This window comes from Streptomyces sp. NPDC054786, from assembly GCF_053611685.1.
The window spans coordinates 51231-75422 of record NZ_JBSHAW010000040.1 but is presented as its reverse complement, the minus strand read 5'-3'; the positions used below and the strand labels follow the sequence as shown (position 1 = coordinate 75422).

Sequence of the window (24192 nt, the reverse complement as noted above, 5' to 3'; positions counted from 1 at the left end):
ACATGGCTACCGACATGCCCCAAGGCGCGCCGAGCGAGGACGCGATCCGCGAAGCCCTCGCCACGGTGAACGACCCCGAGATCCACCGCCCCATCACCGACCTGGGAATGGTCAAATCGGTGGGCATCGCGGCGGACGGCGCGGTGGCGGTCGCGGTCTACCTCACCGTCTCCGGCTGTCCGATGCGCGAGACGATCACCAACAACGTGCGGGACGCCGTCGCGCGCGTCGCCGGTGTGACCAGCGTCGCCGTCGAGCTGGACGTGATGAGCGACGAGCAGCGCAAGGAGCTGACCACGTCGCTGCGCGGCGGCACCGCCGAGCGCGAGGTGCCGTTCGCCCAGCCCGGATCGCTGACCCGGGTCTATGCCGTCGCCTCCGGCAAGGGCGGCGTCGGCAAGTCGTCGGTGACGGTCAACGTCGCCGCGGCGATGGCGGCCGACGGTCTGAAGGTCGGTGTCGTGGACGCCGACATCTACGGCCACTCCGTACCCCGCATGCTCGGTGCCGACGGCCGGCCCACCCAGGTCGAGAACATGATCATGCCGCCGTCGGCGAACGGCGTGAAGGTCATCTCGATCGGCATGTTCACCCCGGGCAACGCGCCCGTCGTCTGGCGCGGCCCGATGCTGCACCGCGCGCTGCAGCAGTTCCTCGCCGACGTCTACTGGGGCGACCTGGACGTGCTGCTGCTCGACCTGCCCCCGGGCACCGGCGATATCGCGATCTCGGTGGCGCAGCTGGTGCCGAACGCCGAGATCCTGGTGGTCACCACCCCGCAGCAGGCCGCCGCCGAGGTCGCCGAGCGGGCCGGTTCGATCGCCGTGCAGACCCACCAGAAGATCGTCGGCGTGGTGGAGAACATGTCCGGGCTGCCCTGCCCGCACTGCGACGAGATGGTCGATGTCTTCGGCACCGGCGGCGGCGAGCGGGTCGCCGAGGGCCTGACGAAGACGACCGGTACGCAGGTGCCGGTGCTCGGTGCCATCCCGATCGACGTCCGGCTGCGCGAGGGCGGCGACGAGGGCAAGCCGGTCGTGCTGACCGACCCCGACTCCCCCGCCGGCGCGGCGATCCGCGCGATCGCGGGCAAGCTGGGCGGCCGGCAGCGGGGTCTGCAGGGCATGTCGCTCGGTATCACCCCGCGCAACAAGTTCTGAGACCGCGGCCGGCTCCCCGACGGGGACGCCGGCTCCCGGATGACGCCGGAAAGGGGCGGGCCCGCACGGGTCCGCCCCTTTCCGCGTGCCCGTTCAGCTCTCGTACGCGGCGAGATCCTTGATCACCGAGAAGCCCAGTCCGTAGGCGCTCATCCCGCGCCCGTAGGCCCCGATGTGCACGCCCTCGGGGTCCTCGCCCGCCGAGCCGGCCAGCACCCAGCCGTACTCGGACTCGCGGTAGGCGAACGACGTCGGCACGCCGTCCACCGGCAGCATCAGCTCGCTCCAGCTCCCGCCGCCGAGGTCGTCGGCCAGCTCCCAGGCGATCATCGTCTGCTGGTCCAGCCAGTCCTGGCGCAGCGTCCGGTCCATCTGGGTGGGCCAGGTCTGCGCGAGCAGCCCCGACCCGGCGAGCCAGGCGGCCGTCGAGACCGAGGTCGCCTCCAGTACGCCGGTGCCGTCGGCGCTGCGCCGTACGGGGCGGCTGGCGACCGTCACCACGACCGCGAACCGCTCGTCCTGCGGCGGTTCCACCTTGATGGTGGGCTCCTCGCCGTGCCCGGTGGCGCCGTGCTCGACGGTGCCGTCCGCGGCCGCGCCGACCTGCATCAGCCAGCGCGGACCGGTGAACGCCTCGTCGAGGCCGTACCACGGGAACGCGGCCAGCAGATAGCCGTCGACCTTGCGGCCGGCTTCCGCGGACACCTCTTGTGCCGCTGTCCGACTCGTCGTCTCCATCTGCGCGGAGCCTCCTTGTTGCCCTGCGTCGTGGGCGGCCCGCCCCCCTCAGGCGACCGAACCCCGGACACCCGGAGCATAGCCATAGGCGTCAACACAGCCGGTCATACCGGTGTGTGTCAGGTGGCGTCGGCGTCGAACGGCGGACGCTCGTCCGGCTGAGGGCTTCCGGTCTTCTTCACCATGTCGGGGCGGCCGGCGGAGGAGGCCGGGGACTCCTTGGACAGGTGGGGACCTGAGCCGTTCGAGGGCGTGGCGGAAGAGGCACTGTCCTGGCCGTGGACGGCGTCGGTGACCTCGGCCATCTCCTTCTTGAGGTCGAAGCCGTTACGGATGTCCTGAAGGTCCTTGAGGCCGTACTCGTCCTTCTCCAGGACATGCTTGCGCACGAAGTTCTTGGGCTTGAGGTCCTCGAACTCGAAGTCCTTGAAGTCCGGCCCCAGCTCGCTGCGGATGTCTTCCTTGGCGCTGTCGGAGAACGCCCGCACCTTGCGGATGAAGCCCATGACGTCCTGGATGACCTTGGGAAGCTTGTCCGGGCCGAAGACGAGCACGCCAAGGATCACGAGCGCCACCAGCTCGAGGGGTCCTATGTCGAAGAACACCTTGCAGCTCCTTGGGTAATCCGTGGCCTTCGTCGGCCTATGGGCCAGGCCGCCTATCACGGTACCTGGCCCCGTACGTCGGGCGGGAGTCACCCGTGCCAACACCATGCAAACGATCAACCCGTGCTGGAGGAACCCAGGCTGAGCCGTACGGACCGATCCTTACCGCCCCTTTGGACGGTGAGCACCAGCGTGTCGCCGGGCCGGTGGCTGCGGATCTTGACGATCAGCTCCTCGCCGCTGTGCACCGGCGCACCGTCCACCTCGGTGATCACATCACCGGCCTTGATCCCGGCCTTGGCACCGGGGCCGTCCGGGGTGACCGGCGGTTTGCCGCTCTTGCTGTGCTCGCTGACCCGCGCCCCGTCGCCGGCGTACTCCATCTCCAAGGTCACGCCGATCACCGGATGTGTCGCCCGGCCGGTGTTGATCAGCTCCTCGGCCACCCGCTTGGCCTGGTTGATCGGTATGGCGAAGCCCAGCCCTATGCTGCCGCCCTGGGCGCCGCCGCCCAGGCCGCTGCCGCTGTCGGCGGCGCGGATGGCGCTGTTGATGCCGATCACCCGCGCCTTGGCGTCCACCAACGGTCCGCCGGAGTTGCCGGGGTTGATGGGCGCATCGGTCTGCAGCGCGTCCACGTACGAGACATCGCTGCCGTCGCCCTTCTCGCCGCCCGCGGTGATCGGGCGCTGCTTGGCGCTGATGATCCCGGAGGTGACGGTGTTGGCGAGGTCGAACGGGGCGCCGATCGCCACCACCGGGTCGCCGACCTGCACGGCGTCGGAATTGCCGAGCGTGAGCGGCCGCAGTCCCGTGACGCCCTCCACCTGGATGACGGCGAGGTCATAGCCGCCGTCCTGGCCGACGACCTTGGCCTTGGCCGTCTGGCCGCCGCTGAAGGTCACCGAGATCTCGCCACCGCTGCCGGCCGGCTGGACGACATGGTTGTTGGTGAGGATGTGCCCCTGGCGGTCGAGGACGAAGCCGGTGCCGGTCCCCTGTTCGGCGCTGCCCCGTACGTGAATCGTGACCACGCCGGGCAGCGCGGTCTGCGCGATCCCGGCGACGCTGTCGGGCCGGCGGCCCCCCTCGTCACCGGCGGACTGCGGAAGCTTGATGTCGTTGATCCCGCCGTAGCGCTCGACATACGCGCCGATGCCGCCGCCGATCCCGCCCGCGAGCAGCGCCAGCGCCACCGCGCCGGCGACCAGCGGCCCCCGGCGACGGCGCCGGTCGTGCGGCGACGGAGCGACGGGGCCGCCCTGCAGCGGCGCGCTCCAGGGGTCGTACTGCTGCCAGGCGCCGTGCGCGCCGGGGGGCTGCCCTTGGGCGGAGGCCGGCCGGTGGTCGCCGGGCAGGCCGGAGAAAGGCTGCGGCTGCGGCTGGGCGGTGTAGGGCGCGGCTGCGGCTGCCGGGCGGGGGCCGCCGTCGCCGGGGTGGGGGACGAAGGCGCCGTCCTGCGCCGCCCCGTCGGATCCGGCGGCCGGTCCGGAGACGGTGTCCAGAGGGGTGGTCTGCGGGCCGGTGGTCTGCGCGCCGGTGGTCTGCGGGCCGGCGGTGTGCGGGGCGGTGGTCTGTGGGCCGTGGGTCTGTGGGCCGTGGGTCTGCGGGCCGTGGGTCTGCGGGCCATGGGGCTGCGGGCCGTGGGTCTGCGGACCGTGGGACTGCGGACCGTGGGACGGCTGTGCGTCGGTCCGGGAAGCGGCGCTCGGGGCGGGAGGCGGCTGCGGGGGGCCGGACTTCTGGAGGCCCGGTTGCTGGGAGGCGCGGGGCTCGACAGCCGGCCGGGGGTGCGCGGCCTCGGCCGTCCCGGCCGGATGCGGCTGCTCGCCGGCGTGCGCGAGCGGCGAGCGGTCCTCGCCGCTCGTCCCCGGCGCGACGGTCGGCGGAGCGGACGGCGGTGACTGCGGATGGCTCGGGTGGCCCGCGCCCGGCACCGCGGCCTGCGGGGCGGCCGGGGCCGCGTACGGGGGCTGCGGCCCGGCGGCCGGCGGGAGGACGGTGCCGTGCGCGGGGGTCGCCACCGGTCGCTGTACGGGCGGCGCGGGCGCCCACGGCCCGGGACCGCCGTACGGAGGGGTGCCGTACGGGTCCTCGGCGTGCAGGGGCTGCTGCCGCTGCGGCGCATCGCCCAGGGCCTCGGCCGCTGCCGGGAGAGGTACCGCGGCGGATGCGGAGGCCGGCGCGGAGGCTGTCACCGTGGTCATGGCCGCTTCATCCGATGCCTCGCCACGTGCACCCGGCTGCGCCTCGTCCCGCGCGCCGCCGGGCACCCGGCCGAGCGTCACGGTCGAGGGGGCCGGGCGCGCACCGCTCGCCCCGGCGCCCATGGCCCCGGCATCCTCCTGGGGCGGCGCGTCGGCGGCAGTCGCACCGCGCGCCGACGCCAACTCATCGGCCGTGGCGTCCGCTTCGGCCGCCCCGGCGTGCCCGGACGACTCCGGCGGCACGCCCGCCCCCGAGCCCTTGCGCGGCTCCGGCGGACGCACGATCCAGTCCTCCGCCTCCTGCACGTCGGACGTGCCGGACGCGCCGGCCCGCGCCTCGTCCGCCGTGCCTCCGGCGGGCGGTGTCACCTGCGGACCGGCCTCGGCGGACGGTTCCGTGCGCGGGGTGCCTCCCGGGCGGCTCCACCACTTCAGCTTCGGCCCGGCGGCCTTACCGTCGTCCATGCTCTCCCCAGAATTCGCCCACGGCCGTGCGCGGGCCACCACCACCTCGCGGTACGCGCCCGGTCAGGGGAGCGCCGCGCCACAGCGATTCAACCAGTTCCGCGCGGGGCCGCGCAGGGGACGGTCAGCGCTGGGCGGTGGTTGAGCCAGGGGCGGAGGGGGCCGCTGCTGCCGCCAGGGAACCCCTCAGCGGGCGCATCGGCTCCAGGGGCGGGCTCTTCCGCACGGGGGTGTTGCCGGTAGCGGAGGCCAGCGGCGCGAGGTGGTACGCCGATGCCGGACCGGTCGCGGCTATCAGCGGCGACAGGCCGAAGCGTCCGGCCGGGGCGGGCGATGCCGCCGAGGACTGCGAGGAGGAGGGCGCCGCGGTGGGGCCGTACAGGGTCATGGCGCTGGGGGCCGGGGCCATGGTCGGCCCGCCGGACGGCTGCCAGGCACCGGACCGGGAATTCTTGGCGGGAAATTCCTCTCCGCGCAGGAGCGCCTTGCCGTCGGCCGCCGGGCTGACGCTGAGCGGGGTGACGGCCGTGCCGCCGCCGTCGACGCGTCCGCCGGGCAGATCGACGGCCGCCTCCAGCGGGAGGGCGCCACCCAGTGCGAACGCCGCGAGGGAGACCGCACCGGCCGCCGCGAAGGCGAACCGACGCCGCTGTGCGGGCCGGTCACTCTCCTGCACACGGAAACCGCGCCCGCGGGGCTGCGGGGGAATCGCTGCCATGGCATGGCCGGAGTGGCCGTCGGAGGGGACGTAGCCGAACGCGCCGCCGCCGCGGGCGAAGTCGCCGCGTCCGAAGCTGCCGTTGCCGAGCCGGCTGCCGGGACCGCCGAGGTCGCCACCGGGCAGCTGCTGCAGTCGTGCCAGCAGTCCCTCGGAGGGACCGGGGGGTGCCGTCTCGGCGAATACGCTTTTCAGCCGACGCTGAGCGTCGGCCTCTGCCTTGCACCGTCCGCATGTCGCAAGATGCGCGAGCACCCGCTCGCGTGCGTCATGCCCCAACTCGCCGTCGACCAGGGCCGCGAGGCGGTCGCCGAGATGCTGCTCGGCGGGGGACGGACCGCCACTGCCGCTCACGCGATTCCGACCTCCCCCGTGGGCACCACGGCCAGCGACCGCCGCTGCTCACGTTCTTCGGCACGGGTGGCCGGCGCGCGGTGCTTGAGGGCCTTGCGCAGATGGGAACGGCCGCGGTGGATCCGGCTGCGGACCGTACCGAGCTTGACACCGAGCGTCGCGGCGATCTCCTCGTACGACAGGCCCTCGATGTCGCACAGGACGACGGCGGCACGGAACTCGGGCGCAAGGGTGTCCAGCGCCTGCTGCACATCGGCGTCGAAGTGGGTGTCGTTGAAGTGCTGCTGCGGCGAGGGCTCGCGACTGGGGAGCCGCTCGGCGGCATCGTCACCGAGCGCATCGAAGCGGATGCGCTGACGACGGCGGACCATGTCCAGGAAGAGGTTGGTGGTGATCCGGTGCAGCCAGCCCTCGAAGGTGCCGGGGGTGTACGTCGACAGCGAGCGGAAGACGCGGACGAACACCTCCTGGGTGAGGTCCTCGGCGTCGTGTTGATTGCCGGTGAGGCGATAGGCAAGGCGGTAGACCCGTGCACTGTGGGTGCTGACGATCTCCTCCCAGCTGGGCGGAGTCCACGCCTGCGCATCCGCGTCTGCGGCAAAGGTCGCGGTGGTTGCGGAGTCGGCGACGGGGGCCCCTCCCATGCCCTTCGGGCCATGGGGGCGGGAACGGTCAGCAGTGTTTGTCACGGATTTCGGCTCGGCGTATGACCTTTTCAAGCGCCTCAGCACCCCTCGGTCACCCGCCGCAGCCGCACCTCCCCTGGTGGCTCTGGTGGTGTCCAGTAGAGCCCCTACCATATCCACCTCGCCCGTTAGCTCCGGATAAGGAGTTTTGACCTGCATTTGGTCCTGCTTCTGGTCTTGCTTCGTGTCTCGCGCGGTCTTCACCGGTGCGTCCCCCCGTCATCCCCCTACCTCTCCATAACGCGCGGTCCCATCTGCGGGTTCCCGCACGCAGCGGATACAGTCACGGTTGCGTCAACTACGGGGACAGGAGAGGGCCATTACCGGCAACCGGCAGACGAGCTTGGCATTCGCCGAGGCGTACGGCGCCGGGACCATCGACGACAGCGCCGAGGCCGCCCTGCGGTGGTCCCGTGACTGCGCACGGGAAGCCGGCATCCGTACGGTGACGACCGGCACCGGCGCGGCCCTGCGCCTGCTCGCGGCCACCGCGGACGCCAAAGCGGTCGCCGAGATCGGCACCGGCACGGGCGTGTCGGGCATCTACCTCCTGCACGGCATGCGGCCCGACGGGGTGCTGACCACCGTGGATCTCGAACCGGAGCGGCAGACGTTCGCCAAGCAGGCGTTCCGTGCGGCCGGCTTCGCCGGGAACCGCGCCCGCTTCATTCCCGGCCGTGCCCTGGACGTACTCCCCCGTCTCGCGGACGGCGGCTACGACCTCGTGTTCTGCGACGGCGACCTCATGGAGTGCCTGGAGTACCTCGCTGAATCGTTGCGTCTGCTGCGCCCCGGCGGCCTGATCTGCTTCGAGGGCGTCTTCGCCGACGGCCGTACGGTCGACTCGGCACTGCAGCCCGCCGAGGTACTGCGGCTGCGGGAACTGCTGCGGGCCATCCGGGAGAGCACCACGCTGGTGCCGGCCCTGCTGCCGGTCGGCGACGGACTGCTCTGCGCGGTCAAGCGCGGCTGACCGGCCCGGCAAGCGGGCTGTCCCGTCCCGGCCCCAGAACATGAAACGGCCCCGGCATGTGGCGCGCCTTAACTGCGCGCCACATGCCGGGGCCGGGGTAATTCGGCTGGGGATACCGGGGTCAGCCCCGGGAAACCGCCGGTTGCGCCGCCCTTGTCAGACGGTGACCTTGTCCAGGGCCTCACCCAGCGCCTTGGCCTCGTCGGGGGTCAGCTCGACGACGAGCCGCCCGCCGCCTTCGAGCGGAACGCGCATGACGATGCCCCGCCCCTCCTTGGTCACCTCGAGCGGGCCGTCGCCCGTCCGCGGCTTCATGGCCGCCATGCTCGTTCCCCTTCCTGAAACCAGCTCATCTCAGCCGACGGCCCGAATAGGCACGTGTCACCGGCATCGAACACATTGCTTCCAGGCCATTATCCCGCATCGAACGACCCGATGACCAACATCGGGCAGCATCCCTTCAGCAACGCGCTCCCGCAAACCCCCTCAATTCGGTGAGGTGGCTGTAATACTTCTCCGCCCGCCGACCTCCGACGCGCCCGCAATCTTTGATGTACGTCACATGCCGAGGCCCGATGATCTCCGGCATCCTGAGCGCTGACTGCCGCTGCCGAGCAGTCCGAGCCGCGACGGAGGGGACTCCCACTATGGCCGACACCGTGCTCTATGACGTGACCGACGGACTGGCGACGATCACTCTCAACCGCCCCGACGCGATGAACGCGATGAATACCGAGGCGAAGGTCCTGCTGCGGGACACCCTGAAGGAGGCCGCCGCCGATCCGGCCGTACGCGCCGTTCTGCTGACCGCCACCGGGCGCGCCTTCTGCGTCGGGCAGGACCTCAAGGAGCACATCGGCCTGCTGGCCGAGGACCGGGCCACCGGCTCCGGCGGCACCATGAACACCGTGCGTGAGCACTACAACCCCATCGTGACGGCGCTGACCGAGATGCCCAAGCCCGTCGTCGCGGGCGTCAACGGGGTCGCCGCGGGCGCCGGTGCGGGCTTTGCGCTGGCCGCCGACTACCGCGTGGTCGCCGACTCCGCGTCCTTCAACACCTCCTTCGCCGGCGTCGCGCTGACCGCCGACTCCGGGGTGTCCTGGACGCTGCCCCGGCTGATCGGGCACGGCAGGGCCGCCGATCTGCTGCTCTTCCCGCGCAACGTCAGCGCCCAGGAGGCCTACGACCTGGGCATGGCCAACAAGGTGGTCCCGGCCGACCAACTGGCCGGGGAGGCTGCGGCCGTTGCCCGCCGGCTGGCCCAGGGCCCGACCGCCGCGTATGCCGCGATCAAGGAGTCACTGGCCTACGGGGCGGGGCACTCGCTCGCCGAGACCCTCGGCAAGGAGGACGAGCTGCAGGGCCGGGCCGGGGCGTCGGAGGACCACCAGATCGCGGTCGAGGCGTTCGTGAAGAAGCAGAAGCCGGTCTTCCTGGGCCGCTGACCGGTCCCGCTGACCCGCACCTCCCGGCCGGTGACCCGCACCTGCCGCCCGGCGGCCCCCGCCGCCCGGTCCGGGTCAGCCGGCCGCCGCTTCCACGGCCTGGCGGGCATGGCAGTCCGCCAGATGGTCGTTGACCAGGCCGCATGCCTGCATCATCGCGTAGGCGGTGGTCGGGCCGACGAAGCGGAAGCCGCGCTTCTTGAGGTCCTTGGCGAGCGCCGTCGACTCCGGGGTCACCGGCTGCAGATCGCTCAGCGTCCGCGGCACCGGCCGGCCGGCCCGGTCGGGGGCGTAGGACCAGATCAGGTCGTCCAGCTCACCCGCGGCCAGCTCGGCGGCGACCTGGGCGTTGTTGATCGTCGCGGCGATCTTGGCGCGGTTGCGGATGATGCCCGGGTCGGCGAGCAGCCGCTCGGCGTCCGCGTCCGTGAACCGCGCCACCTCGGCGATCCCGAAGCCGGCGAACGCGGTGCGGAAGCCGGGGCGGCGCCGCAGGATCGTGATCCAGGAGAGCCCGGACTGGAATGCCTCCAGGCTCATCCGCTCGAAGAGGGCGTCGTCGCCGTGGACCGGCAGACCCCACTCGGTGTCGTGATAGGCGCGGTAGTCGGCCATCTGCGCCGACTGCATCCCCCACGGGCAGCGCGGGATGCCGTCCGGTTCCGTCACCACGCCGCTCATGCCTGATCCCCGCCTTCCGGGGTGGTGCCGGGTGCTCCGGGGGTCTCGGGGGGCTCCCGGTCGCCGGGCCCGCGCTCGGGCGTTACGTCCTTCACCGGCCCGAGTACGGGCGGGCCGTCCTGTATCAGCCCCGGGCCGCCCATGGCGGACGCATGCGCACCGGCCAGCGCCGCCTCCAGCTCGGCGATCCGGGCGTCGCGCTCGGCCAGCTCGGCGCCCAGGCGGTCCAGTACGTCGTCGACCTCGTTCATCCGGTAGCCACGGACGGTCACCGGGAGACGGACGGCCTCCACATCGACGCGGACCACCGGGCGGTCCTGCGGCAGCGGATCGTACAGCCGGTCCGGCTCGGAATCCCGCAGCCCGCCGCCGTCACCACCGCCGACGACCACGAGGGTGACGGCGGCCACCACCACGACCATCGCGATCAGCAAGAACCAGAACACGACCAACTCCCCGGACTATGTGCCTGCACTGATCGTGCCATGCGGGTGTGACAGTTAGGGTCGCTCCCGGACCATGGAGAGGGAGTCAGGGAATGCTGCGGCTGGGGAATCGCGAGTTCGGGGCGCACGAGCCGGTAATCATGGCGATCGTCAACAGGACGCCGGACTCGTTCTACGACCAGGGCGCCACGTTCCGTGACGAGCCCGCGCTGGCCCGGGTGGAACAGGCGGTGGCCGACGGTGCCGCGATCATCGACATCGGCGGCGTCAAGGCCGGCCCCGGCGAAGAGGTGAGCGCCGAGGAGGAGGCCCGCCGCACGGTCGGGTTCGTGGCCGAGGTCCGCAAGCGCTTCCCCGACGTGGTGATCAGCGTCGACACCTGGCGCCACGAGGTCGGCGAGGCGGTCTGCGAGGCCGGCGCGGATCTGCTCAACGACGCCTGGGGCGGGGTCGATCCGCGGCTCGCGGAGGTCGCGGCGCGCTATGACGTGGGCCTGGTGTGCACGCACGCGGGCGGCGCCGAGCCGCGTACCCGCCCGCACCGGGTGACGTACGACGATGTGGTGGCGGACATTCTGCGGGTGACGCTCGGACTGGCGGAGCGGGCCGTGGAGCTGGGCGTCCGGCGGGACGCGATCATGATCGACCCGGGGCACGACTTCGGGAAGAACACCCGGCACAGCCTGGAGGCGACCCGTCGGCTGGGCGAGCTGACCCGGACCGTTCCCCAAGCTCTCGGCTTCGCTCGAGCAGGGGATACCCCCTTGCCGGTGCTGGTCTCGCTGTCCAACAAGGACTTCGTCGGCGAGACGCTCGACAGGCCGGTCAAGGAACGGGTGCTCGGCACTCTCGCGACCACCGCCGTCTCGGCCTGGCTGGGCGCCCGGGTCTACCGGGTCCACGAGGTCGCCGAGACCCGGCAGGTGCTGGACATGGTGGCCTCGATCGCCGGCCACCGGCCCCCGGCGGTCGCCCGCCGGGGACTGGCCTGAGGAATCCGGGCCTCAGATCCCGACCTCCTTGGTCACCAGCGCGATCGCTTCGTCCACGTCGTCGCTGAGGTGGAAGAGCTCCAGATCGTGCATCGACGCCTTGCCCTCGGCGATGAGGGTGTCGCGCAGCCAGTCGACCAGTCCGCTCCAGTAGGCCGTGCCGAACAGCACGATCGGGAAGCGGGTGACCTTACGGGTCTGGACGAGGGTGAGCGCCTCGAAGAGCTCGTCGAGGGTGCCGAGCCCGCCGGGGAGCACCACGAATCCCCGGGCGTACTTCACAAAACACGTCTTGCGGACGAAGAAGTAGCGGAAGTCGACGCCGAGGTTCACATACTCGTTCATGCCCTGCTCGAAGGGCAGCTCGATGCCCAGCCCGACGGAGGTGCCACCGGCCTCGTTGGCGCCCTTGTTGGCGGCCTCCATGGCGCCGGGGCCACCGCCGGTGATCACCGCGAAACCGGCGTCGACCAGGGCCTGGCCGATCCGTACGCCGGCGTCGTACTCCTTGGAGTCACGCGGCGTACGGGCCGAGCCGAAGACGCTGACGGCCGGGCCCAGCTCGGCCAGCGCGCCGAAGCCCTCGACGAACTCCGACTGGATGCGCATCACGCGCCAGGGATCGGTGTGCACCCACTCGGAGGGGCCTTCGGAGTCCAGCAGGCGCTGGTCCGTGGTGCCGGTCCGCACCTGGTCCTGGCGGCGCAGTACGGGACCCAGCCGCTGCTCCTCGGGGACCGGTGCTCCCTCGGGACTGGCCATGTCGTGCTCCCTCCGCTGGCAGATCGTTTGCCGTTTCAGCGTAGATCCGTGGACGTGAAGCCCAGGGGAATTCGGTGGGTATGCGTGCGGTCGGCGGCCGGTCCCCTGGACGGCCACGGACCGTCAGGCGGCCTCAGGCGGTCAGCCAGGCGCGCAGCCGCTCCTCGCAGTGGAGGATGCGGTCGACCTCGACCCGCTCGTCCTTCTTGTGCGCCAGCAGCGAGTAACCGGGGCCGTAGTTGACGGCCGGGACACCCAGGGCGCTGAAACGCGAGACATCGGTCCAGCCGAACTTGGGCATCGCACTGCCGCCCACGGACTCCATGAAGGCCTTGGCCGCCGGGTGGGACAGACCGGGCAGCGCGCCCGGCGAGTGGTCATCGACGACGAATTCGTCCACCGGGCAGTCCGCGAAGACCTCGCGCACGTGGGCCAGCGCCTCGTCGGGCGTGCGGTCCGGCGCGTAGCGGAAGTTCACGGTGACCGTGCAGCTGTCCGGGATGACGTTGTTGGCGACGCCGCCCTCGATGCGTACGGCATTGAGGCCCTCGCGGTATTCGAGGCCGTCGATGACCGGGCGGCGCGGTGCGTAGGCCGCGAGCTTCGCCAGGATCGGGGCGGCGCCGTGGATCGCGTTGGCGCCCATCCAGCTGCGGGCGGAGTGCGCGCGCTCACCGGTGGTGCGCAGGAGGACCCGGAGGGTGCCCTGGCAGCCGCCCTCCACCTGGCCGTCGGAGGGCTCCAGGAGGACGGCGAAGTCGCCGGCGAGCCAGTCGGGGTGCGCGTCGGCGACATGGCCGAGCCCGTTGAGGTGCGCCGCGACCTCTTCCTGGTCGTAGAAGACGAAGGTCAGGTCGCGGTTGGGCGCCGGAACCGTGGCGGCCAACCGCAGCTGTACGGCGACACCGGACTTCATGTCGCAGGTGCCGCAGCCCCACAGGACGCCGTTCTCGTCCAGCCGGGAGGGGACGTTACCGGCGATCGGCACGGTGTCCAGGTGTCCGGCGAGCACCACCCGCTCGTCGCGGCCCAGGTGGGTGCGGGCCACGACGTTGTTGCCGTGGCGGTCGACGGTCAGGTGCGGGAGCGCGCGCAGGGCGTGCTCGACGGCGTCGGCGAGGTCCTTCTCGTTGCCGCTCTCGGAAGGGAAGTCGACGAGCTGCGCGGTGAGCGCGGCGGCGTCGAGCGACAGGTCGAGGGCGGGGTGGTCTGTGCGGCGCTCCATGGATCCGACCCTATCGGCAGCACTCCAGTACGGTGGGCCCGTGTCCGCCCAGCCCTCAGCCTCCGTCCGCCGCACCCGCCTGTGGCGTATCGCCGCGGCCGTCTCCGTACTGATCGGGCTGGCCGTCTATCTCGTGGTGCAGTACGTCACCGGTGGCCCGGGGGCGCCGCGCTGCACGGTGCGCGCCGAGGGCGACGCCAAGTCCTACGAGCTCTCCCCCGAGCAGGCCTCGAACGCCGCGACGATCGCTGCCGTGGCGTCCTCGCGCGGGCTGCCGGAGCGGGCGGTGACCATCGCGCTGGCGACCGCGATGCAGGAGTCGGGGCTGCGCAACATCGACTTCGGTGACCGGGATTCGGTCGGGCTCTTCCAGCAGCGGCCGTCGCAGGACTGGGGCACCCTGCAGAAGATCATGGATCCCGTCTACTCGGCCGGGGAGTTCTACCGGCATCTGGCGAACGTGCCCGGCTACTCCCGGCTGCCGCTGACCGTCGCCGCGCAGAAGGTGCAGCACAGCGGCTATCCGCAGGCCTACGCCAAACACGAGGCGAACGCCGCGCAGTTGACCGGGGCGCTCACGGGACGCGACCAGGGCGCGATGACCTGCACCGAGAGCCGCCCGGTGGACAGCAGGGCGGGCGGCGCCGCGAAGGTGCGGGAGAAGCTGCTGCGGGAGTTCGGCTCCCAGGTGCTGCCGCGGACGGGCGGCACCGGCGGCCGCACGGCGGGTGACGGGCGCGGCGTGACGATACCGGTGCGGGCAGCCGGTTCGGTGGCCGCCGGCGATACCCAGCGGCGCGGCTGGGAGCTGGCGACCTGGGCGATGGCGCACTCCGCCGAGCTGCACATCGAACAGATCTCTTACGCCGGCCGGACGTGGGCGGCGGCCGATTCGGGGAAGGGCTGGCAGCACAAGCAGGCCGCTTCCGCGGCGGCCTCGCGCGACGTTCGTATCATCACCGAGCAATAGTTTGCCGGGTCCCTCGAAAGGGGCACGTACGGCAATTCCCTCCAGGCATACGGGAGTTGGCCCGGACGGGTTTGTTCGCTCCGCCAATTCCCTTGCACGCAAAGGGCTGTGACGTTTCCGCAGCCCACCGGGGCGTGCGCATATTGCCCTTCTTTATCCAGGGCCGATTATGTGACGCGTTACCAACTCTTTACCGGAGTTCACCGCAACCTTCGGGGTTCTGACGCGGTAGTCAGTGCGTCCGCCAGGCGGACATGGCACATCTGTCAGAAGTACGAGTCCTTCTCCGTAAAAGGAGCACCATGTCCCTCCCCGTTACGCGTCGGATCGCCCGAGTCGCCCTGCTCGTTGCAGCGGGTGCCGCTCCCGTGGTCGCTGCGGCCGGCTCCGCGAGCGCCGCGGAGCTGCCCGCCAAGACACTCGGCGGGCTGACGGCGCCCCTGGACTCCCAGAACACCAGCGACACCCTCGACCACACCGCGCGCCACGGCGTCGGCCTGGTGAACGAGGCCGGCAGCAAGGCGGCGACGAAGCTCGCCCCGGCGCTCGTCGAGACCGCCGGTCCGGTCGTGAAGAAGGCCATGCCGGTCACCCAGGGCGCCGCTGACAAGGCCGAGGCCGTGGTCCGCCCGATCGCCAAGAAGGGCGTCTCGACCCACTCGCTGCCGCTCGACGTGGCCAACGGCCTGGTCGGGTCGCCCAAGGGCCTGCTGGCGCCGGCTCAGGGCCTGCTCGGTGGTCTGCCGCTCGGCGGCCACTGACCGGCCGTCCGCCCGTAGGACGCGCAGGGGCCCGGGGAGTTCACTCTCCCCGGGCCCCTGCGCGTGGTCGGATGCGGCTCACTCCGCCAGCCGGCGTACCGCGGCGGCCACCCGCTCGTCGGTGGCGGTGAAGGCGATCCGTACGAACCGCTCCCCCGCTGCGCCGTAGAACTCGCCGGGGGCGACGAGGATGCCGCGCTTGGCAAGATCGCCGACGGTGTCCCAGCAAGGCTCGTCGCGGGTCGCCCAGAGGTAGAGCGAGGCCTCGCTGTGCTCGATGCGGAAGCCCGCGGACTCGAAGGCGCCACGCAGCGCGGCGCGGCGGCGGGCGTAGCGCTCGCGCTGCTCGGCGACGTGCGCGGTGTCGCCCAGCGCCACGACGGTGGCGGCCTGCACGGGCGCCGCGATCATCATGCCGCCGTGCTTGCGGATCTGCAGCAGGTTGCCGAGGACCGCGGCGTCGCCGACGAGGAAGGCGGAGCGGTAGCCGGCGAGGTTGGAGCGCTTGGAGAGGGAGTGGACGGCGACGATGCCGTCGTGGGAGCCGCCGCAGATGTCCGGGTGCAGCACGGAGACCGGGTCGGCCTCCCAGCCCAGCTCCAGGTAGCACTCGTCGCTGAAGACCAGCACGTCGTGCTCACGCGCCCAGGTGACGGCGCGGCGCAGCTCGTCGGCGCTCAGCACCCGGCCGGTCGGGTTGGACGGCGAGTTCAGCCAGAGCAGCTTCAGGCCACTGGGGTCCAGTTCCCAGGGCTCGTCGTAGACGACCGGCTCGGCGCCGGCCAGACGGGCGCCGACCTCGTACGTCGGGTAGGCCAGGCGCGGGTAGGCGACCTTGTCCCCGGGGCCCAGCCCCAGTTGGGTCGGCAGCCAGGCCACCAGCTCCTTGGAGCCGACGACGGGCAGCACATTGGTGTGCTCCAGACCCCGGGCTCCGAGGCGGTCGGCCGCCCAGCCGGTGAGCGCGTCCCGCAGTGCGGCCGTCCCCCACACCGTCGGATAGCCGGGGCTGTCGGCCGCGGCGGTCAGCGCCTGCTGGACCAGCGCGGGGACCGGGTCGACCGGGGTGCCGACGGACAGGTCGACGATGCCGTCGGCGTGTGCGGCGGCGGTGGTCTTGTACGGCTCCAGCCGGTCCCAGGGGAAGGCCGGCAGGCGGTCGCGGAGCGACGCGCGGGGGGAGACGGGCTGGGAGGACGATGCTGCGCCCACGGTGCTCTCTTTCTCAGTGGTCCCGGGCGCCGGCGCACAACGCGCCGGTCCCGTACGGCGAGCTGGCCGTACGGGACCGGGCGGCGCCGTGCGACCTCCCCCGGCTCACACCGGGAGGTGCCCCCGACGACATCGGAGGCGCGGGGGAGCGGGCAGCTCCCCCTTGGTCCTCGCCTCGTTACTGGTTCTGCGGCGGCAGTGCCGCGATGAAGGGGTGGTCACGCTCGATCAGGCCGAGCTTGCTGGCGCCACCGGGCGAGCCGAGCTCGTCGAAGAACTCCACATTCGCCTTGTAGTAGTCCTTCCACTCCTCCGGGGTGTCGTCCTCGTAGAAGATCGCCTCGACCGGGCAGACCGGCTCACAGGCACCACAGTCGACGCATTCGTCCGGGTGGATGTACAAGGACCGGGAGCCCTCGTAGATGCAGTCGACCGGGCACTCCTCGATGCACGCCTTGTCCTTGACGTCGACACAAGGCTGCGCGATGACGTAGGTCACGCTGTCGTTCCTCCTCGGTAGGGCCGGCGGACCGATTGGCAGTACCGCCGCTGGGCGCGCGGGAGCGCGGCGTCGTCGATGCCCGCCATCTAGTATCTCCGTTCCCGGGCGCGAGACGAACAAGAGGGGCGGTTTGAGCGATGGAATTCCTGGCCGGCGGCCACGCGGAGGTCCGTATCACCCGTGCTGACGTGGGCAAAAGGGTATCCGTCCGGCGCCTGACCGGGGGTGGGGCGGGAGAGCCGACGTTCACGGACGCGGTCGGAGTTCTCACATCCTGGGATGAAGGTGTGCTGAGCATCACACGGCGCAACGGCGAGTGCGTCAGGATCGAGGAGTCGTCGCTGGTGGCGGCCAAGGTCGTGCCCGCCCGTCGCCCGGCCGCCACCCCTCACGGAGTTTCGCCCCCCTCCTCGACGGAACCGGTCCGCCGGAGGGGCCCCGCGGCCACCGCCCGTGAGCTCCAGCAGGTCGCGGCCCGCGGCTGGCCCGCTCTTGAGACGGAACGTCTCGGGGAGTGGACGATGCGGGCCTCGGGGGGTTTCACCCGCCGCGCCAACTCCGTACTGCCGCTCGGCGACCCCGGCGTCCCCTTGGACACGGCGCTGGAGCGGATCGGCCAGTGGTATGACGCGCGCGGGCTGCCGGCGGTGATCGTGGTCGCCACCGGGCGGGCGGACACCGATGAGGAACTGGCCGCGGCGCTGGCGGGGCGTGGCTGGGCCGACGAGCGGCACACCCGGGTCCGGATCGCGGCGCTGGCGCCGCTCGCCGACGCCGGTGCGGACACTCCCCCTGGCTCCGCCGGGGGTGCCCCCACCCGCGTCGCGTTGTCCCGGGAGCCGGACGCGGACTGGCTGGCGCTGTACAACCGGACCGGCGAGGCCGACCGGAACGACGAGGCCGCACAAAACGCCCGGAAGGTGCTGACCGGCGGGCCCTCGGTGTGGTTCGCGACGGTGCACGACCCGGACGGCGGGACGGCGGCGATCGGACGGCTGGTCGTCGACGGGCGCTGGGCGGGCTTCGCCGCGGTCGAGGTAGCCCCGGCCGCACGGCGTCAGGGGCTGGCCACGCTGGTGATGGCGGCGCTCGCCGAGCGGGCCCTGGCGGAGGGTGCCTCGGCCGCGTATCTCCAGGTCGAGGCGGACAACACCGGCGCCCTCGCGTTCTACGACCGGCTCGGCTTCACCGACCACCACGGCTACCACTACCGACGTGCCCGGCCGGGCGGCGGCCGGCACTGAACGGGGGTCCCTCTCCTATGCCCCACGAGCCCGAGCCGGAGCCGGACGACGCCCGCGCCGCGCGGCGGCAGCAGTTCGCCGAGGCCGCGCGCGCCGAGCGTCCCGATCTGGCGCTGCTGTGTCTGCTGATCGGCGCCGAGGCCGATCCCGCGCTGGACGAGGCAGGTCTCGACGCGGCCCAGATCGAGCTGGACCGGCTGGCCGGGCTGCTCCCGTTCTCGCCCGACCGTCGCCCGCCCACCGCCCCGGCCGGAAGCGCTGCGCGCCGCCCCTCCGACAGCGGCCCCGGCGCCTGGGCCCGCAATCTGGCCGAGCTGCTCGGCACCCGGTGCGGCTTCGGCGGCTCACCCGCCGACTACCGGCGGCTGGAGTCGTCGCTGCTGCACGAGGTGCTGCGGCGGCGCCGGGGGCTGCCGATCCTGCTGTCGGTGGTGTGGATGGAGGTGGCGCGGCGGGCCGGCGCACCCGTCTACGGGGTGGCCCTGCCGGGTCACTTCGTCGTCGGCTTCGGCGATCCGGCCGGCGCGCATGCGCTGGTCGATCCGTTCGCGGGCGGGCGGCCGCTCAGCGACGAGGACGCGGGGCTGCTGGTCGCGGGCGCGACCGGTGAGCCGCTGAGCGAGCGGATGATGACGCCCGCCGATCCGCTGGAGATCGTGCTGCGGGTGCTCAACAACATCCGGGCCTGGGCACAGGCGCGCCCGGAGCACAGCGCGGTGCAGCTGTGGGCGCTGGAGCTGTCGCTGCTGCTGCCCAGCCATCCGGCGCGGCTGCGCCATGAGCGCGCCCAACTGCTCGTCCAGCGCGGCGAGTTCCTGGCCGGAGCGGCCGAGCTGGAGGAGTACGCCCGGGTGGTGGAGGCCGTCGAGCCGGCCGGGGCGACCGCGATACGGCGTCAGGCCGCCGCGGCGCGCGCCATGCTCAACTGATCGGCGGCGGGGCTGCGGCGGACGACCAGCGCGGTCGCATCGTCCTTGAGCCCGCCGTCGGTGAAGCGTTCCAGGTCGGCGCGGAGGGTACGGGCCAGTTCGGCGGGCTCCAGGTCGGTCCACCCGGCCAGCCGTTCGGCCAGCGGGTAGAACTCGCCGTCCTTGCCGCGTGCCTCGGTCACCCCGTCCGTGCACAGCACGAGCCAGTCGTCGGGCTCGGGGTGGACCCGGACGCTGTGACGGGGCTCGCCGCTGAGCGTGCCCAGGCCGAGGGGCAGTCCGCCCTCGCCCTCCCGGCGCTCGTACACCGTGCCGCCGCGCACCAGGTAGTACGGGATATGGCCGCAGGACAGCACCCAGCCCTCTGCCAGGCCGACCGGGCCGCGCACCTCCATCAGCAGCGCGGTCACGAAGCGCTCGTCGGTGCCCTGCTCGACCGAGCGGGTGTTGTAGCGGGTCAGCGCCTGTTCCATGCGCTCGGCCACCGACTCCAGCGAGTCCAGATGCTGTGCGGCCTCCCGGAACGACGCCAGCACCTCCAGGCCCGCCCCGATCGCCGGCATGCCCTTGCCCTGCACGTCGCCGATCATCAGCCGTAGCCCGTACGGGGTCTCGATGGCCTCGTAGATGTCGCCGCCGACCCGGGCCCCCTCCTGGGCGGAGACATAGAAGCCGTACGCCTCGACCGCCCCCGCGCTGAGCGGCAGCTCGCGCAGCATCGCCCGCTGCACCGTGTCGGCCACCAGGCGCGTACGGGCGTGCAGCTGCTCACGCTGCCGACGGGTGCGGCACAGCACCAGGGAGAAGACGGCGACCAGGACGACGCCGAAGATGCTGACGACCCGGCTGGCCGGTGCCCAGTCGGGCACCGTGAAGATGTCGACGTAGGTCAGACAGACGACGAAGACGGCTGCCACCAGGAACGTCACCCGCAACGAGCAGCGCAGCGCGGCGTACAGCGGGGCAATGCCCAAGAAGGCCGAGATGTGCAGCTCCGGGCCGGTCGTCGCGTCCACGACGGCGACGACGAGGATCGCCACGATCAGCAGCGCGGGAGCGAGGCGGTTGCTCTCCGCGGGTGGGTCGGCCGGCATAACACTTCCAGCGTGCGGGACACCGCCCGGCACCGCACAGGGGCCAAGGCCCCTGGTTGCGGCGGGGTCGGCGGTCCGGGCCCCGGGGCCCTACAGCCAGCCCTTGTCGCGGGCCGTCCGGACCGCCTCGGCACGGTTGCGGGCGCCGGTCTTCTGGATGGCGATGGAGAGGTAGTTGCGGACCGTGCCCTGGGACAGATGCAGGGCGTCGGCGATCTCCGCGTTGGTGGAGCCGTCGGCGGCCGTCCGCAGCACCTCCCGCTCGCGTTCGGTCAGCGGGCTGGCGCCGTCGGCGAGCGCGGCCGCCGCCAGCACCGGGTCGATGACCCGCTCGCCGCGCAGTACGCGCCGTACCGCATCCGCGAGCCGGGCCGCGGGGGCGTCCTTGACCAGAAAGGCATCGGCGCCGCACTCCATCGCGCGGCGCAGATAACCGGGCCGGCCGAAGGTGGTGAGGATGACGACCTTCACGCCGGGCAGCTCGTCCCGCAGCGCGGCCGCGGCGTCCAGTCCGCTGATGCCGGGCATCTCGATGTCCAGGAGCGCGACGTCCACGGCGTGGGCCCGCGCCGCCGGGAGCACCTCGTCCCCGCGCGCCGCCTGCGCCACGACCTCCAGATCCGCCTCCAACGACAGCAGCGCGGCCAGCGCCTCCCGGACCATCGACTGGTCCTCGGCCAGCAGCACTCTGATCATGCGGGTCAGCTTAAGCCGTACGGGGTGGGAGGGGGTGGGGCCGGTGGGCGCTCTTTGGTCCGCCGGGCCGCCGGGCCGCCGGGCCGCGAGTCCGTCGGCCGTCCGCCCGTCGGTCCGCTCACCCGGCGGCCGGCCCGCCCGTCGGCCCGTCCGACCGGCCCGCCTGTCCGCGTCGGGCCCGTCCGCCCGACTGCCCCCCTACCAGGACAGGGGTGCGGGGCGGGCTCCCGCTCCCGTGACCGGGCCGCGCCCCTACGCCGGGTCGTTGACCGGCTCGGGGGGTATCTCCGGGGCGGGGATCACGGCAGTCTTCGGGGCTGCGCCCAGGGGGACGTAGGCACGCAGGGCGAAGCCGCGACCGCGTGGGGCGGGACCGGTTTCCAGGCGGCCGTCGGCCAGGGCGAGGCGTTCGCGCAGACCGCTGAGGCCGTTGCCGTCGTGCTGGGCGCGGGGCGGGCCGTTGCCGTCGTCGAGCACCGTCAGGCACAGCGAGCGGCGCTCGTCGGCCGCCCACTCCTCGGTGAGCAGCAGCTCGCAGTGGCGGGCGCCGCTGTGCCGTATGACGTTGGTGACGGCCTCCCGCAGCGCCCAGGCCAGCGCGCTCTCCCCATCCGCCGCGAGGCCGCGGTACTCGCCCTCCAGGGCAGGGTCGGCGGTGACTCGGACTCCCGCCGTGCGCAGCGCGGCCTGCCCCCCGGCCAGTTCGACGGCGAGCCGGGGTCTGCGGTAGCCGGTGACCGCCTCCCGCACATCGACCAGCGCCTGCCGGCTGACCTGCTCGATGTCGGCGATCTGCTGGGCGGCGTCGGACGGCCGGTCGGGCAGCATCCGGCCGGCCAGCTCGCTCTTGAGCGTGATCAGCGAGAGGGAGTGGCCGAGGAGGTCGTGCAGATCGCGGGCGAGCCGCAGCCGCTCGTCGTTGGCGGCAAGGCGGGCGACCTCCTGGCGGGCGGCGCGCAGCTCATGGGTCGTACGGATCAGATGCTGCACCCCGACCATCATGAAGCCGCTGCCCAGCGCGGGCAGACCGTAGGCGAAGAGGTAGTAGCCGCGGATCTCCGGATAGCGCGCCCCGACGGCAAGCAGCACCGCGGTCACCAGCGGGATGGCCCAGCGGGTCGTCCGCCAGGGCAGCACCACGGCGCAGGCCACGCTGGTGAAGATGAACAGCACCAGCCACGAGAAGTCCAGCGTCCACGAGAGCACGGTGGACAACGCCAGCATCAGGACCAGCGCGCCGTACATCCACCGGCCGGTGGTCTTCCGGAACAAATGGCGGAAGACCACCACGAAGTAGGAGAGAACGAAGAGCGCGAGCCCCAGGCCACCCCAGATCCGCTCGGCGGTGGAGGCGCCGGCCCGCAGCAGCTGGCCCACCGGCCCGGCCAGATACAGCAGCCAGACGGCGATCCACATCGTCTTGCCGAACGCCTGGCGGCGGTTGCGGGGCGGCTGCCCGATCATGATCGGGTGGGTGTCCTCGGGCTCGCTCGTCATCTCCGATTCCTCACGCCTTCCGGGTGTCCTTACGGTAGAGCCAGGCCGCACCGCCGGCGAAGACCAGCAGATATCCGGCCAGGATGGCGATGTCCTTCACATGCGGTGCCCCGCCGGCCTCGACGGCGGTGCCGAGCGCGGTGTACGCATGCGTCGGCAGCCACTCGGCGATGTTCTGCACCCACTGCGGCAGGATCGTCAGCGGCATCCACAGGCCGCCGAGGAACGCCAGTCCGAAGTAGAACAGCATAGAGATCGGACGGACCGCGTCGCCGGTGGCCAGATAGCCGATGGCGACGCCCAGGGCGGCGAAGACAAAGCTGCCGAGCCAGGTGCCGGCCGCGATGGAGATCCACTGCCAGGCCTCCAGCCGTACGCCCTTGACCACCGCGGCGACGATCATGACCAGCAGGATCGACGGCAGGCTGACGGTCGCGGCGGCGGCGATCTTGGCGGCGACATAACCGCGTCCGGGCAGGGCCGTCAGCCTCAGCTGCCGCACCCAGCCCTTCTCCCGCTCCTTGGCGATGCGCTCGCTGTTGCCCAGCAGCACGGCGGTCATGGCACCGAATGCCGCCATGGACACCATGAAATAGAGCCCCATGTCCAGCTTCATGCCGGGGATCGGCTTGCTGTCCGCGCCGCCGGCGATGATCAGGTACAGCGCCGGCGGATAGATCACCGAGAAGAACATGAACTTCTTGTTGCGCAGTGCGCGGATGATCTCCAGCTTGATCAGAGTGGTCATCGGGCCGCCTCCTCGGCGGTGGCGGAGGTCGCGTCGGAAGCGGTGGTCAGGGCGATGAAGGCCTGTTCCAGGCCGAGGCCGGAGACTTCGAGATTGTGCGGGTAGAGGCCGAGGGCGTAGAGGGCGTGGACGGTGGCATCGGCGTCGTGGGACTGGATGCGGACCGTGCGCCCGGAGACCTCCAGTGAGGTCAGGGACGGCAGGCCGTGCAGCGCCTCGCGGTCGACCGGCTCGTCCAGCTCGAAGGTGACCCGGCGGGCGCCGGCCCTGGCCTTGATCTCGGCCGCGGTGCCGTCGGCCAGCACCCGGCCGCGGTGCAGCACGATCACCCGGTCGGCGATCTCGTCGGCCTCTTCGAGGTAGTGCGTCGCGAAGAGGACCGTACGGCCCTGCTGGGCCTGCCGGCGCATCGCGCCCCAGAAGGTCTGCCGGGAGGAGACGTCCATGCCGGTGGTCGGCTCGTCCAGCACGATCAGATCGCCCGCGCCGGCCGTGGCGAGGGCGAAGCGCACCCGCTGCTCCTGGCCGCCGGAGAGCTTGTCGACCATGCGGTCGGCGATGTCGGTGATACCGGCGGTGGCCAGGATCTGGTCGAGCGGATAGCCGCGCGGATGCAGATCGCGGGCGAGCTTGACCAGTTCCTTGACCTTGACGCCCTCCATCAGGCCGCCGCTCTGCAGCATCGCGCCGACCTTGCCCTGCTCGATGGCGCGCTGCGGGGTCGTGCCGAACAGGGTCACACTGCCGGAGTCGGCGGTACGCAGGCCGAGAAGAAGGTCGAGGGTCGAGGACTTGCCCGCGCCGTTCGGGCCGAGGAGGGCGACGGTCTCCCCCGGGGCCAGCTCCAGATTCAGGTCGGCCACCGCGCGCACCGCGCCGTAACTCTTGTTGACCTGCCGGAAGCTGACCACGGGTGCCCGGTCCGCCCCCTGCGCGGTGGTGGCTTGGGTGGTCGCTGTGGTCGTCATGCCCCTCAGCTTCCGGGATCCGCACCGCGCGCGGCAGTGTCGGCCGTAAGCACTGTGCCATGACATCTGTCATGGGTGAGGCCCCCTAGGGGTCTTCTCGGGGGTGCCGAG

General features: G+C 72.2%; 25 protein-coding genes. 8 read left to right on the top strand and 17 right to left on the bottom strand.

Features of this window, described 5'->3' with window-relative positions; translation table 11 throughout:
• The first annotated feature begins 2 nt into the window (after positions 1 to 2).
• A complete protein-coding gene (locus ACWGI6_RS29510; RefSeq protein WP_453270332.1) occupies positions 3 to 1160 on the top strand; it encodes an Mrp/NBP35 family ATP-binding protein in 1158 nt (385 codons plus the stop codon).
• Positions 1161 to 1253: 93 nt separating this feature from the next.
• Here ACWGI6_RS29510 and ACWGI6_RS29505 read toward each other — a convergent pair whose 3' ends face one another.
• The 5 genes from ACWGI6_RS29505 to sigE all read right to left on the bottom strand — a co-directional run bounded on the left by ACWGI6_RS29505 (position 1254) and on the right by sigE (position 6936).
• The gene (locus tag ACWGI6_RS29505) at positions 1254 to 1898 is read right to left on the bottom strand and encodes a hypothetical protein (RefSeq protein ID WP_393906885.1); all 645 of its coding nucleotides are present in this window, start codon (positions 1896 to 1898) and stop codon (positions 1254 to 1256) included.
• 119 nt (positions 1899 to 2017) lie between these two features.
• On the bottom strand, positions 2018 to 2503 hold the full coding sequence (locus tag ACWGI6_RS29500; RefSeq protein WP_453270331.1) for a sec-independent translocase: 486 nt from the start codon (positions 2501 to 2503) through the stop codon (positions 2018 to 2020).
• Between the two features lie 116 nt (positions 2504 to 2619).
• A complete protein-coding gene (locus tag ACWGI6_RS29495) occupies positions 2620 to 5175 on the bottom strand; it encodes a trypsin-like peptidase domain-containing protein (protein WP_453270330.1) in 2556 nt (851 codons plus the stop codon).
• Between the two features lie 124 nt (positions 5176 to 5299).
• Positions 5300 to 6247 (bottom strand): zf-HC2 domain-containing protein, encoded by a 948-nt coding sequence (locus ACWGI6_RS29490; RefSeq protein ID WP_453270329.1) that lies wholly within the window; start codon positions 6245 to 6247, stop codon positions 5300 to 5302.
• Positions 6244 to 6936: an RNA polymerase sigma factor SigE gene (gene sigE, locus ACWGI6_RS29485; RefSeq protein WP_030085683.1), complete on the bottom strand. Its 693-nt coding sequence runs from the start codon at positions 6934 to 6936 to the stop codon at positions 6244 to 6246. The genes ACWGI6_RS29490 and sigE overlap by 4 nt, the downstream gene beginning before the upstream one ends.
• A 373-nt stretch (positions 6937 to 7309) precedes the next feature.
• On the opposite strand from sigE, the gene ACWGI6_RS29480 reads away from it, so the two are divergent.
• Entirely contained in the window at positions 7310 to 7906 is a 597-nt protein-coding gene (locus ACWGI6_RS29480) for an O-methyltransferase (RefSeq protein WP_393906920.1), read from the top strand.
• A gap of 156 nt (positions 7907 to 8062) precedes the next feature.
• Here the strand turns inward: ACWGI6_RS29480 and ACWGI6_RS29475 are convergent, their stop codons facing one another.
• Entirely contained in the window at positions 8063 to 8230 is a 168-nt protein-coding gene (locus ACWGI6_RS29475) for a DUF3117 domain-containing protein (protein WP_006603288.1), read from the bottom strand.
• 323 nt (positions 8231 to 8553) lie between these two features.
• Here ACWGI6_RS29475 and chcB point away from each other — a divergent pair, with 323 nt between their 5' ends.
• Entirely contained in the window at positions 8554 to 9354 is an 801-nt protein-coding gene (gene chcB, locus ACWGI6_RS29470; RefSeq protein ID WP_393906882.1) for a 2-cyclohexenylcarbonyl CoA isomerase, read from the top strand.
• Positions 9355 to 9429: 75 nt separating this feature from the next.
• Here the strand turns inward: chcB and ACWGI6_RS29465 are convergent, their stop codons facing one another.
• Complete coding sequence (locus ACWGI6_RS29465; RefSeq protein ID WP_453270328.1) at positions 9430 to 10035, bottom strand: DNA-3-methyladenine glycosylase I; 606 nt, start codon at positions 10033 to 10035, stop codon at positions 9430 to 9432.
• Positions 10032 to 10481, bottom strand: coding sequence for a DivIVA domain-containing protein (locus ACWGI6_RS29460; RefSeq protein WP_453270327.1), 450 nt, complete (start codon positions 10479 to 10481; stop codon positions 10032 to 10034). Before ACWGI6_RS29460 ends, ACWGI6_RS29465 begins: the two co-directional genes overlap by 4 nt.
• Before the next feature lie 92 nt (positions 10482 to 10573).
• Between ACWGI6_RS29460 and folP the strand changes: the two genes are divergently transcribed.
• On the top strand, positions 10574 to 11473 hold the full coding sequence (folP, locus tag ACWGI6_RS29455; RefSeq protein WP_453270326.1) for a dihydropteroate synthase: 900 nt from the start codon (positions 10574 to 10576) through the stop codon (positions 11471 to 11473).
• A 12-nt stretch (positions 11474 to 11485) separates the two neighbouring features.
• Here the strand turns inward: folP and ACWGI6_RS29450 are convergent, their stop codons facing one another.
• Both ACWGI6_RS29450 and dapE read right to left on the bottom strand, forming a co-directional pair.
• A complete protein-coding gene (locus ACWGI6_RS29450) occupies positions 11486 to 12235 on the bottom strand; it encodes an LOG family protein (RefSeq protein WP_393906878.1) in 750 nt (249 codons plus the stop codon).
• 133 nt (positions 12236 to 12368) lie between these two features.
• Positions 12369 to 13460 (bottom strand): succinyl-diaminopimelate desuccinylase, encoded by a 1092-nt coding sequence (gene dapE, locus ACWGI6_RS29445; protein WP_453270325.1) that lies wholly within the window; start codon positions 13458 to 13460, stop codon positions 12369 to 12371.
• A gap of 40 nt (positions 13461 to 13500) precedes the next feature.
• On the opposite strand from dapE, the gene ACWGI6_RS29440 reads away from it, so the two are divergent.
• Together ACWGI6_RS29440 and ACWGI6_RS29435 are read left to right on the top strand one after the other, a co-directional pair.
• A complete protein-coding gene (locus ACWGI6_RS29440) occupies positions 13501 to 14430 on the top strand; it encodes a heavy metal transporter (RefSeq protein ID WP_453270324.1) in 930 nt (309 codons plus the stop codon).
• A gap of 302 nt (positions 14431 to 14732) precedes the next feature.
• The gene (locus tag ACWGI6_RS29435) at positions 14733 to 15191 is read left to right on the top strand and encodes an ATP-binding protein (RefSeq protein WP_393906875.1); all 459 of its coding nucleotides are present in this window, start codon (positions 14733 to 14735) and stop codon (positions 15189 to 15191) included.
• 78 nt (positions 15192 to 15269) lie between these two features.
• On the opposite strand, the gene dapC is transcribed toward ACWGI6_RS29435, so the two are convergent.
• Both dapC and fdxA read right to left on the bottom strand, forming a co-directional pair.
• Complete coding sequence (gene dapC / locus ACWGI6_RS29430; protein ID WP_453270323.1) at positions 15270 to 16403, bottom strand: succinyldiaminopimelate transaminase; 1134 nt, start codon at positions 16401 to 16403, stop codon at positions 15270 to 15272.
• Between the two features lie 178 nt (positions 16404 to 16581).
• A complete protein-coding gene (gene fdxA / locus ACWGI6_RS29425) occupies positions 16582 to 16902 on the bottom strand; it encodes a ferredoxin (protein ID WP_018089397.1) in 321 nt (106 codons plus the stop codon).
• Positions 16903 to 17042: 140 nt separating this feature from the next.
• Here fdxA and ACWGI6_RS29420 point away from each other — a divergent pair, with 140 nt between their 5' ends.
• On the top strand, positions 17043 to 18149 hold the full coding sequence (locus tag ACWGI6_RS29420) for a GNAT family N-acetyltransferase (protein ID WP_453270322.1): 1107 nt from the start codon (positions 17043 to 17045) through the stop codon (positions 18147 to 18149).
• A gap of 17 nt (positions 18150 to 18166) precedes the next feature.
• A complete protein-coding gene (locus ACWGI6_RS29415) occupies positions 18167 to 19078 on the top strand; it encodes a transglutaminase family protein (RefSeq protein WP_453270321.1) in 912 nt (303 codons plus the stop codon).
• Here ACWGI6_RS29415 and ACWGI6_RS29410 read toward each other — a convergent pair.
• From ACWGI6_RS29410 to ACWGI6_RS29390, 5 genes are all read right to left on the bottom strand, one after another.
• A complete protein-coding gene (locus ACWGI6_RS29410) occupies positions 19045 to 20172 on the bottom strand; it encodes a PP2C family protein-serine/threonine phosphatase (RefSeq protein ID WP_453270320.1) in 1128 nt (375 codons plus the stop codon). The genes ACWGI6_RS29415 and ACWGI6_RS29410 overlap by 34 nt on opposite strands.
• A gap of 90 nt (positions 20173 to 20262) precedes the next feature.
• Complete coding sequence (locus tag ACWGI6_RS29405) at positions 20263 to 20868, bottom strand: response regulator (protein WP_393906870.1); 606 nt, start codon at positions 20866 to 20868, stop codon at positions 20263 to 20265.
• A 252-nt stretch (positions 20869 to 21120) separates the two neighbouring features.
• The gene (locus ACWGI6_RS29400) at positions 21121 to 22365 is read right to left on the bottom strand and encodes a sensor histidine kinase (protein WP_453270319.1); all 1245 of its coding nucleotides are present in this window, start codon (positions 22363 to 22365) and stop codon (positions 21121 to 21123) included.
• A 10-nt stretch (positions 22366 to 22375) separates the two neighbouring features.
• A complete protein-coding gene (locus ACWGI6_RS29395) occupies positions 22376 to 23113 on the bottom strand; it encodes an ABC transporter permease (RefSeq protein WP_453270318.1) in 738 nt (245 codons plus the stop codon).
• Positions 23110 to 24081 carry an ABC transporter ATP-binding protein gene (locus ACWGI6_RS29390; RefSeq protein ID WP_453270317.1) on the bottom strand — a complete coding sequence of 324 codons (972 nt, stop codon included), beginning with the start codon at positions 24079 to 24081 and terminating at the stop codon, positions 23110 to 23112. Before ACWGI6_RS29390 ends, ACWGI6_RS29395 begins: the two co-directional genes overlap by 4 nt.
• Between the last annotated feature and the right edge of the window lie 111 nt (positions 24082 to 24192).

Excerpts from the sequence above, each read along its gene's own strand:
- ACWGI6_RS29510 (WP_453270332.1), top strand. The coding sequence starts at position 3 with ATGGCTACCGACATGCCCCAAGGCGCGCCGAGCGAGGACGCGATCCGC.
- ACWGI6_RS29505 (WP_393906885.1), bottom strand. The coding sequence starts at position 1,898 with ATGGAGACGACGAGTCGGACAGCGGCACAAGAGGTGTCCGCGGAAGCC.
- ACWGI6_RS29495 (WP_453270330.1), bottom strand. The coding sequence starts at position 5,175 with ATGGACGACGGTAAGGCCGCCGGGCCGAAGCTGAAGTGGTGGAGCCGC.
- ACWGI6_RS29475 (WP_006603288.1), bottom strand. The coding sequence starts at position 8,230 with ATGGCGGCCATGAAGCCGCGGACGGGCGACGGCCCGCTCGAGGTGACC.
- chcB (WP_393906882.1), top strand. The coding sequence starts at position 8,554 with ATGGCCGACACCGTGCTCTATGACGTGACCGACGGACTGGCGACGATC.
- ACWGI6_RS29465 (WP_453270328.1), bottom strand. The coding sequence starts at position 10,035 with ATGAGCGGCGTGGTGACGGAACCGGACGGCATCCCGCGCTGCCCGTGG.
- folP (WP_453270326.1), top strand. The coding sequence starts at position 10,574 with ATGCTGCGGCTGGGGAATCGCGAGTTCGGGGCGCACGAGCCGGTAATC.
- ACWGI6_RS29450 (WP_393906878.1), bottom strand. The coding sequence starts at position 12,235 with ATGGCCAGTCCCGAGGGAGCACCGGTCCCCGAGGAGCAGCGGCTGGGT.
- dapE (WP_453270325.1), bottom strand. The coding sequence starts at position 13,460 with ATGGAGCGCCGCACAGACCACCCCGCCCTCGACCTGTCGCTCGACGCC.
- ACWGI6_RS29435 (WP_393906875.1), top strand. The coding sequence starts at position 14,733 with ATGTCCCTCCCCGTTACGCGTCGGATCGCCCGAGTCGCCCTGCTCGTT.
- ACWGI6_RS29420 (WP_453270322.1), top strand. The coding sequence starts at position 17,043 with ATGGAATTCCTGGCCGGCGGCCACGCGGAGGTCCGTATCACCCGTGCT.
- ACWGI6_RS29415 (WP_453270321.1), top strand. The coding sequence starts at position 18,167 with ATGCCCCACGAGCCCGAGCCGGAGCCGGACGACGCCCGCGCCGCGCGG.
- ACWGI6_RS29410 (WP_453270320.1), bottom strand. The coding sequence starts at position 20,172 with ATGCCGGCCGACCCACCCGCGGAGAGCAACCGCCTCGCTCCCGCGCTG.
- ACWGI6_RS29405 (WP_393906870.1), bottom strand. The coding sequence starts at position 20,868 with ATGATCAGAGTGCTGCTGGCCGAGGACCAGTCGATGGTCCGGGAGGCG.
- ACWGI6_RS29400 (WP_453270319.1), bottom strand. The coding sequence starts at position 22,365 with ATGACGAGCGAGCCCGAGGACACCCACCCGATCATGATCGGGCAGCCG.
- ACWGI6_RS29395 (WP_453270318.1), bottom strand. The coding sequence starts at position 23,113 with ATGACCACTCTGATCAAGCTGGAGATCATCCGCGCACTGCGCAACAAG.
- ACWGI6_RS29390 (WP_453270317.1), bottom strand. The coding sequence starts at position 24,081 with ATGACGACCACAGCGACCACCCAAGCCACCACCGCGCAGGGGGCGGAC.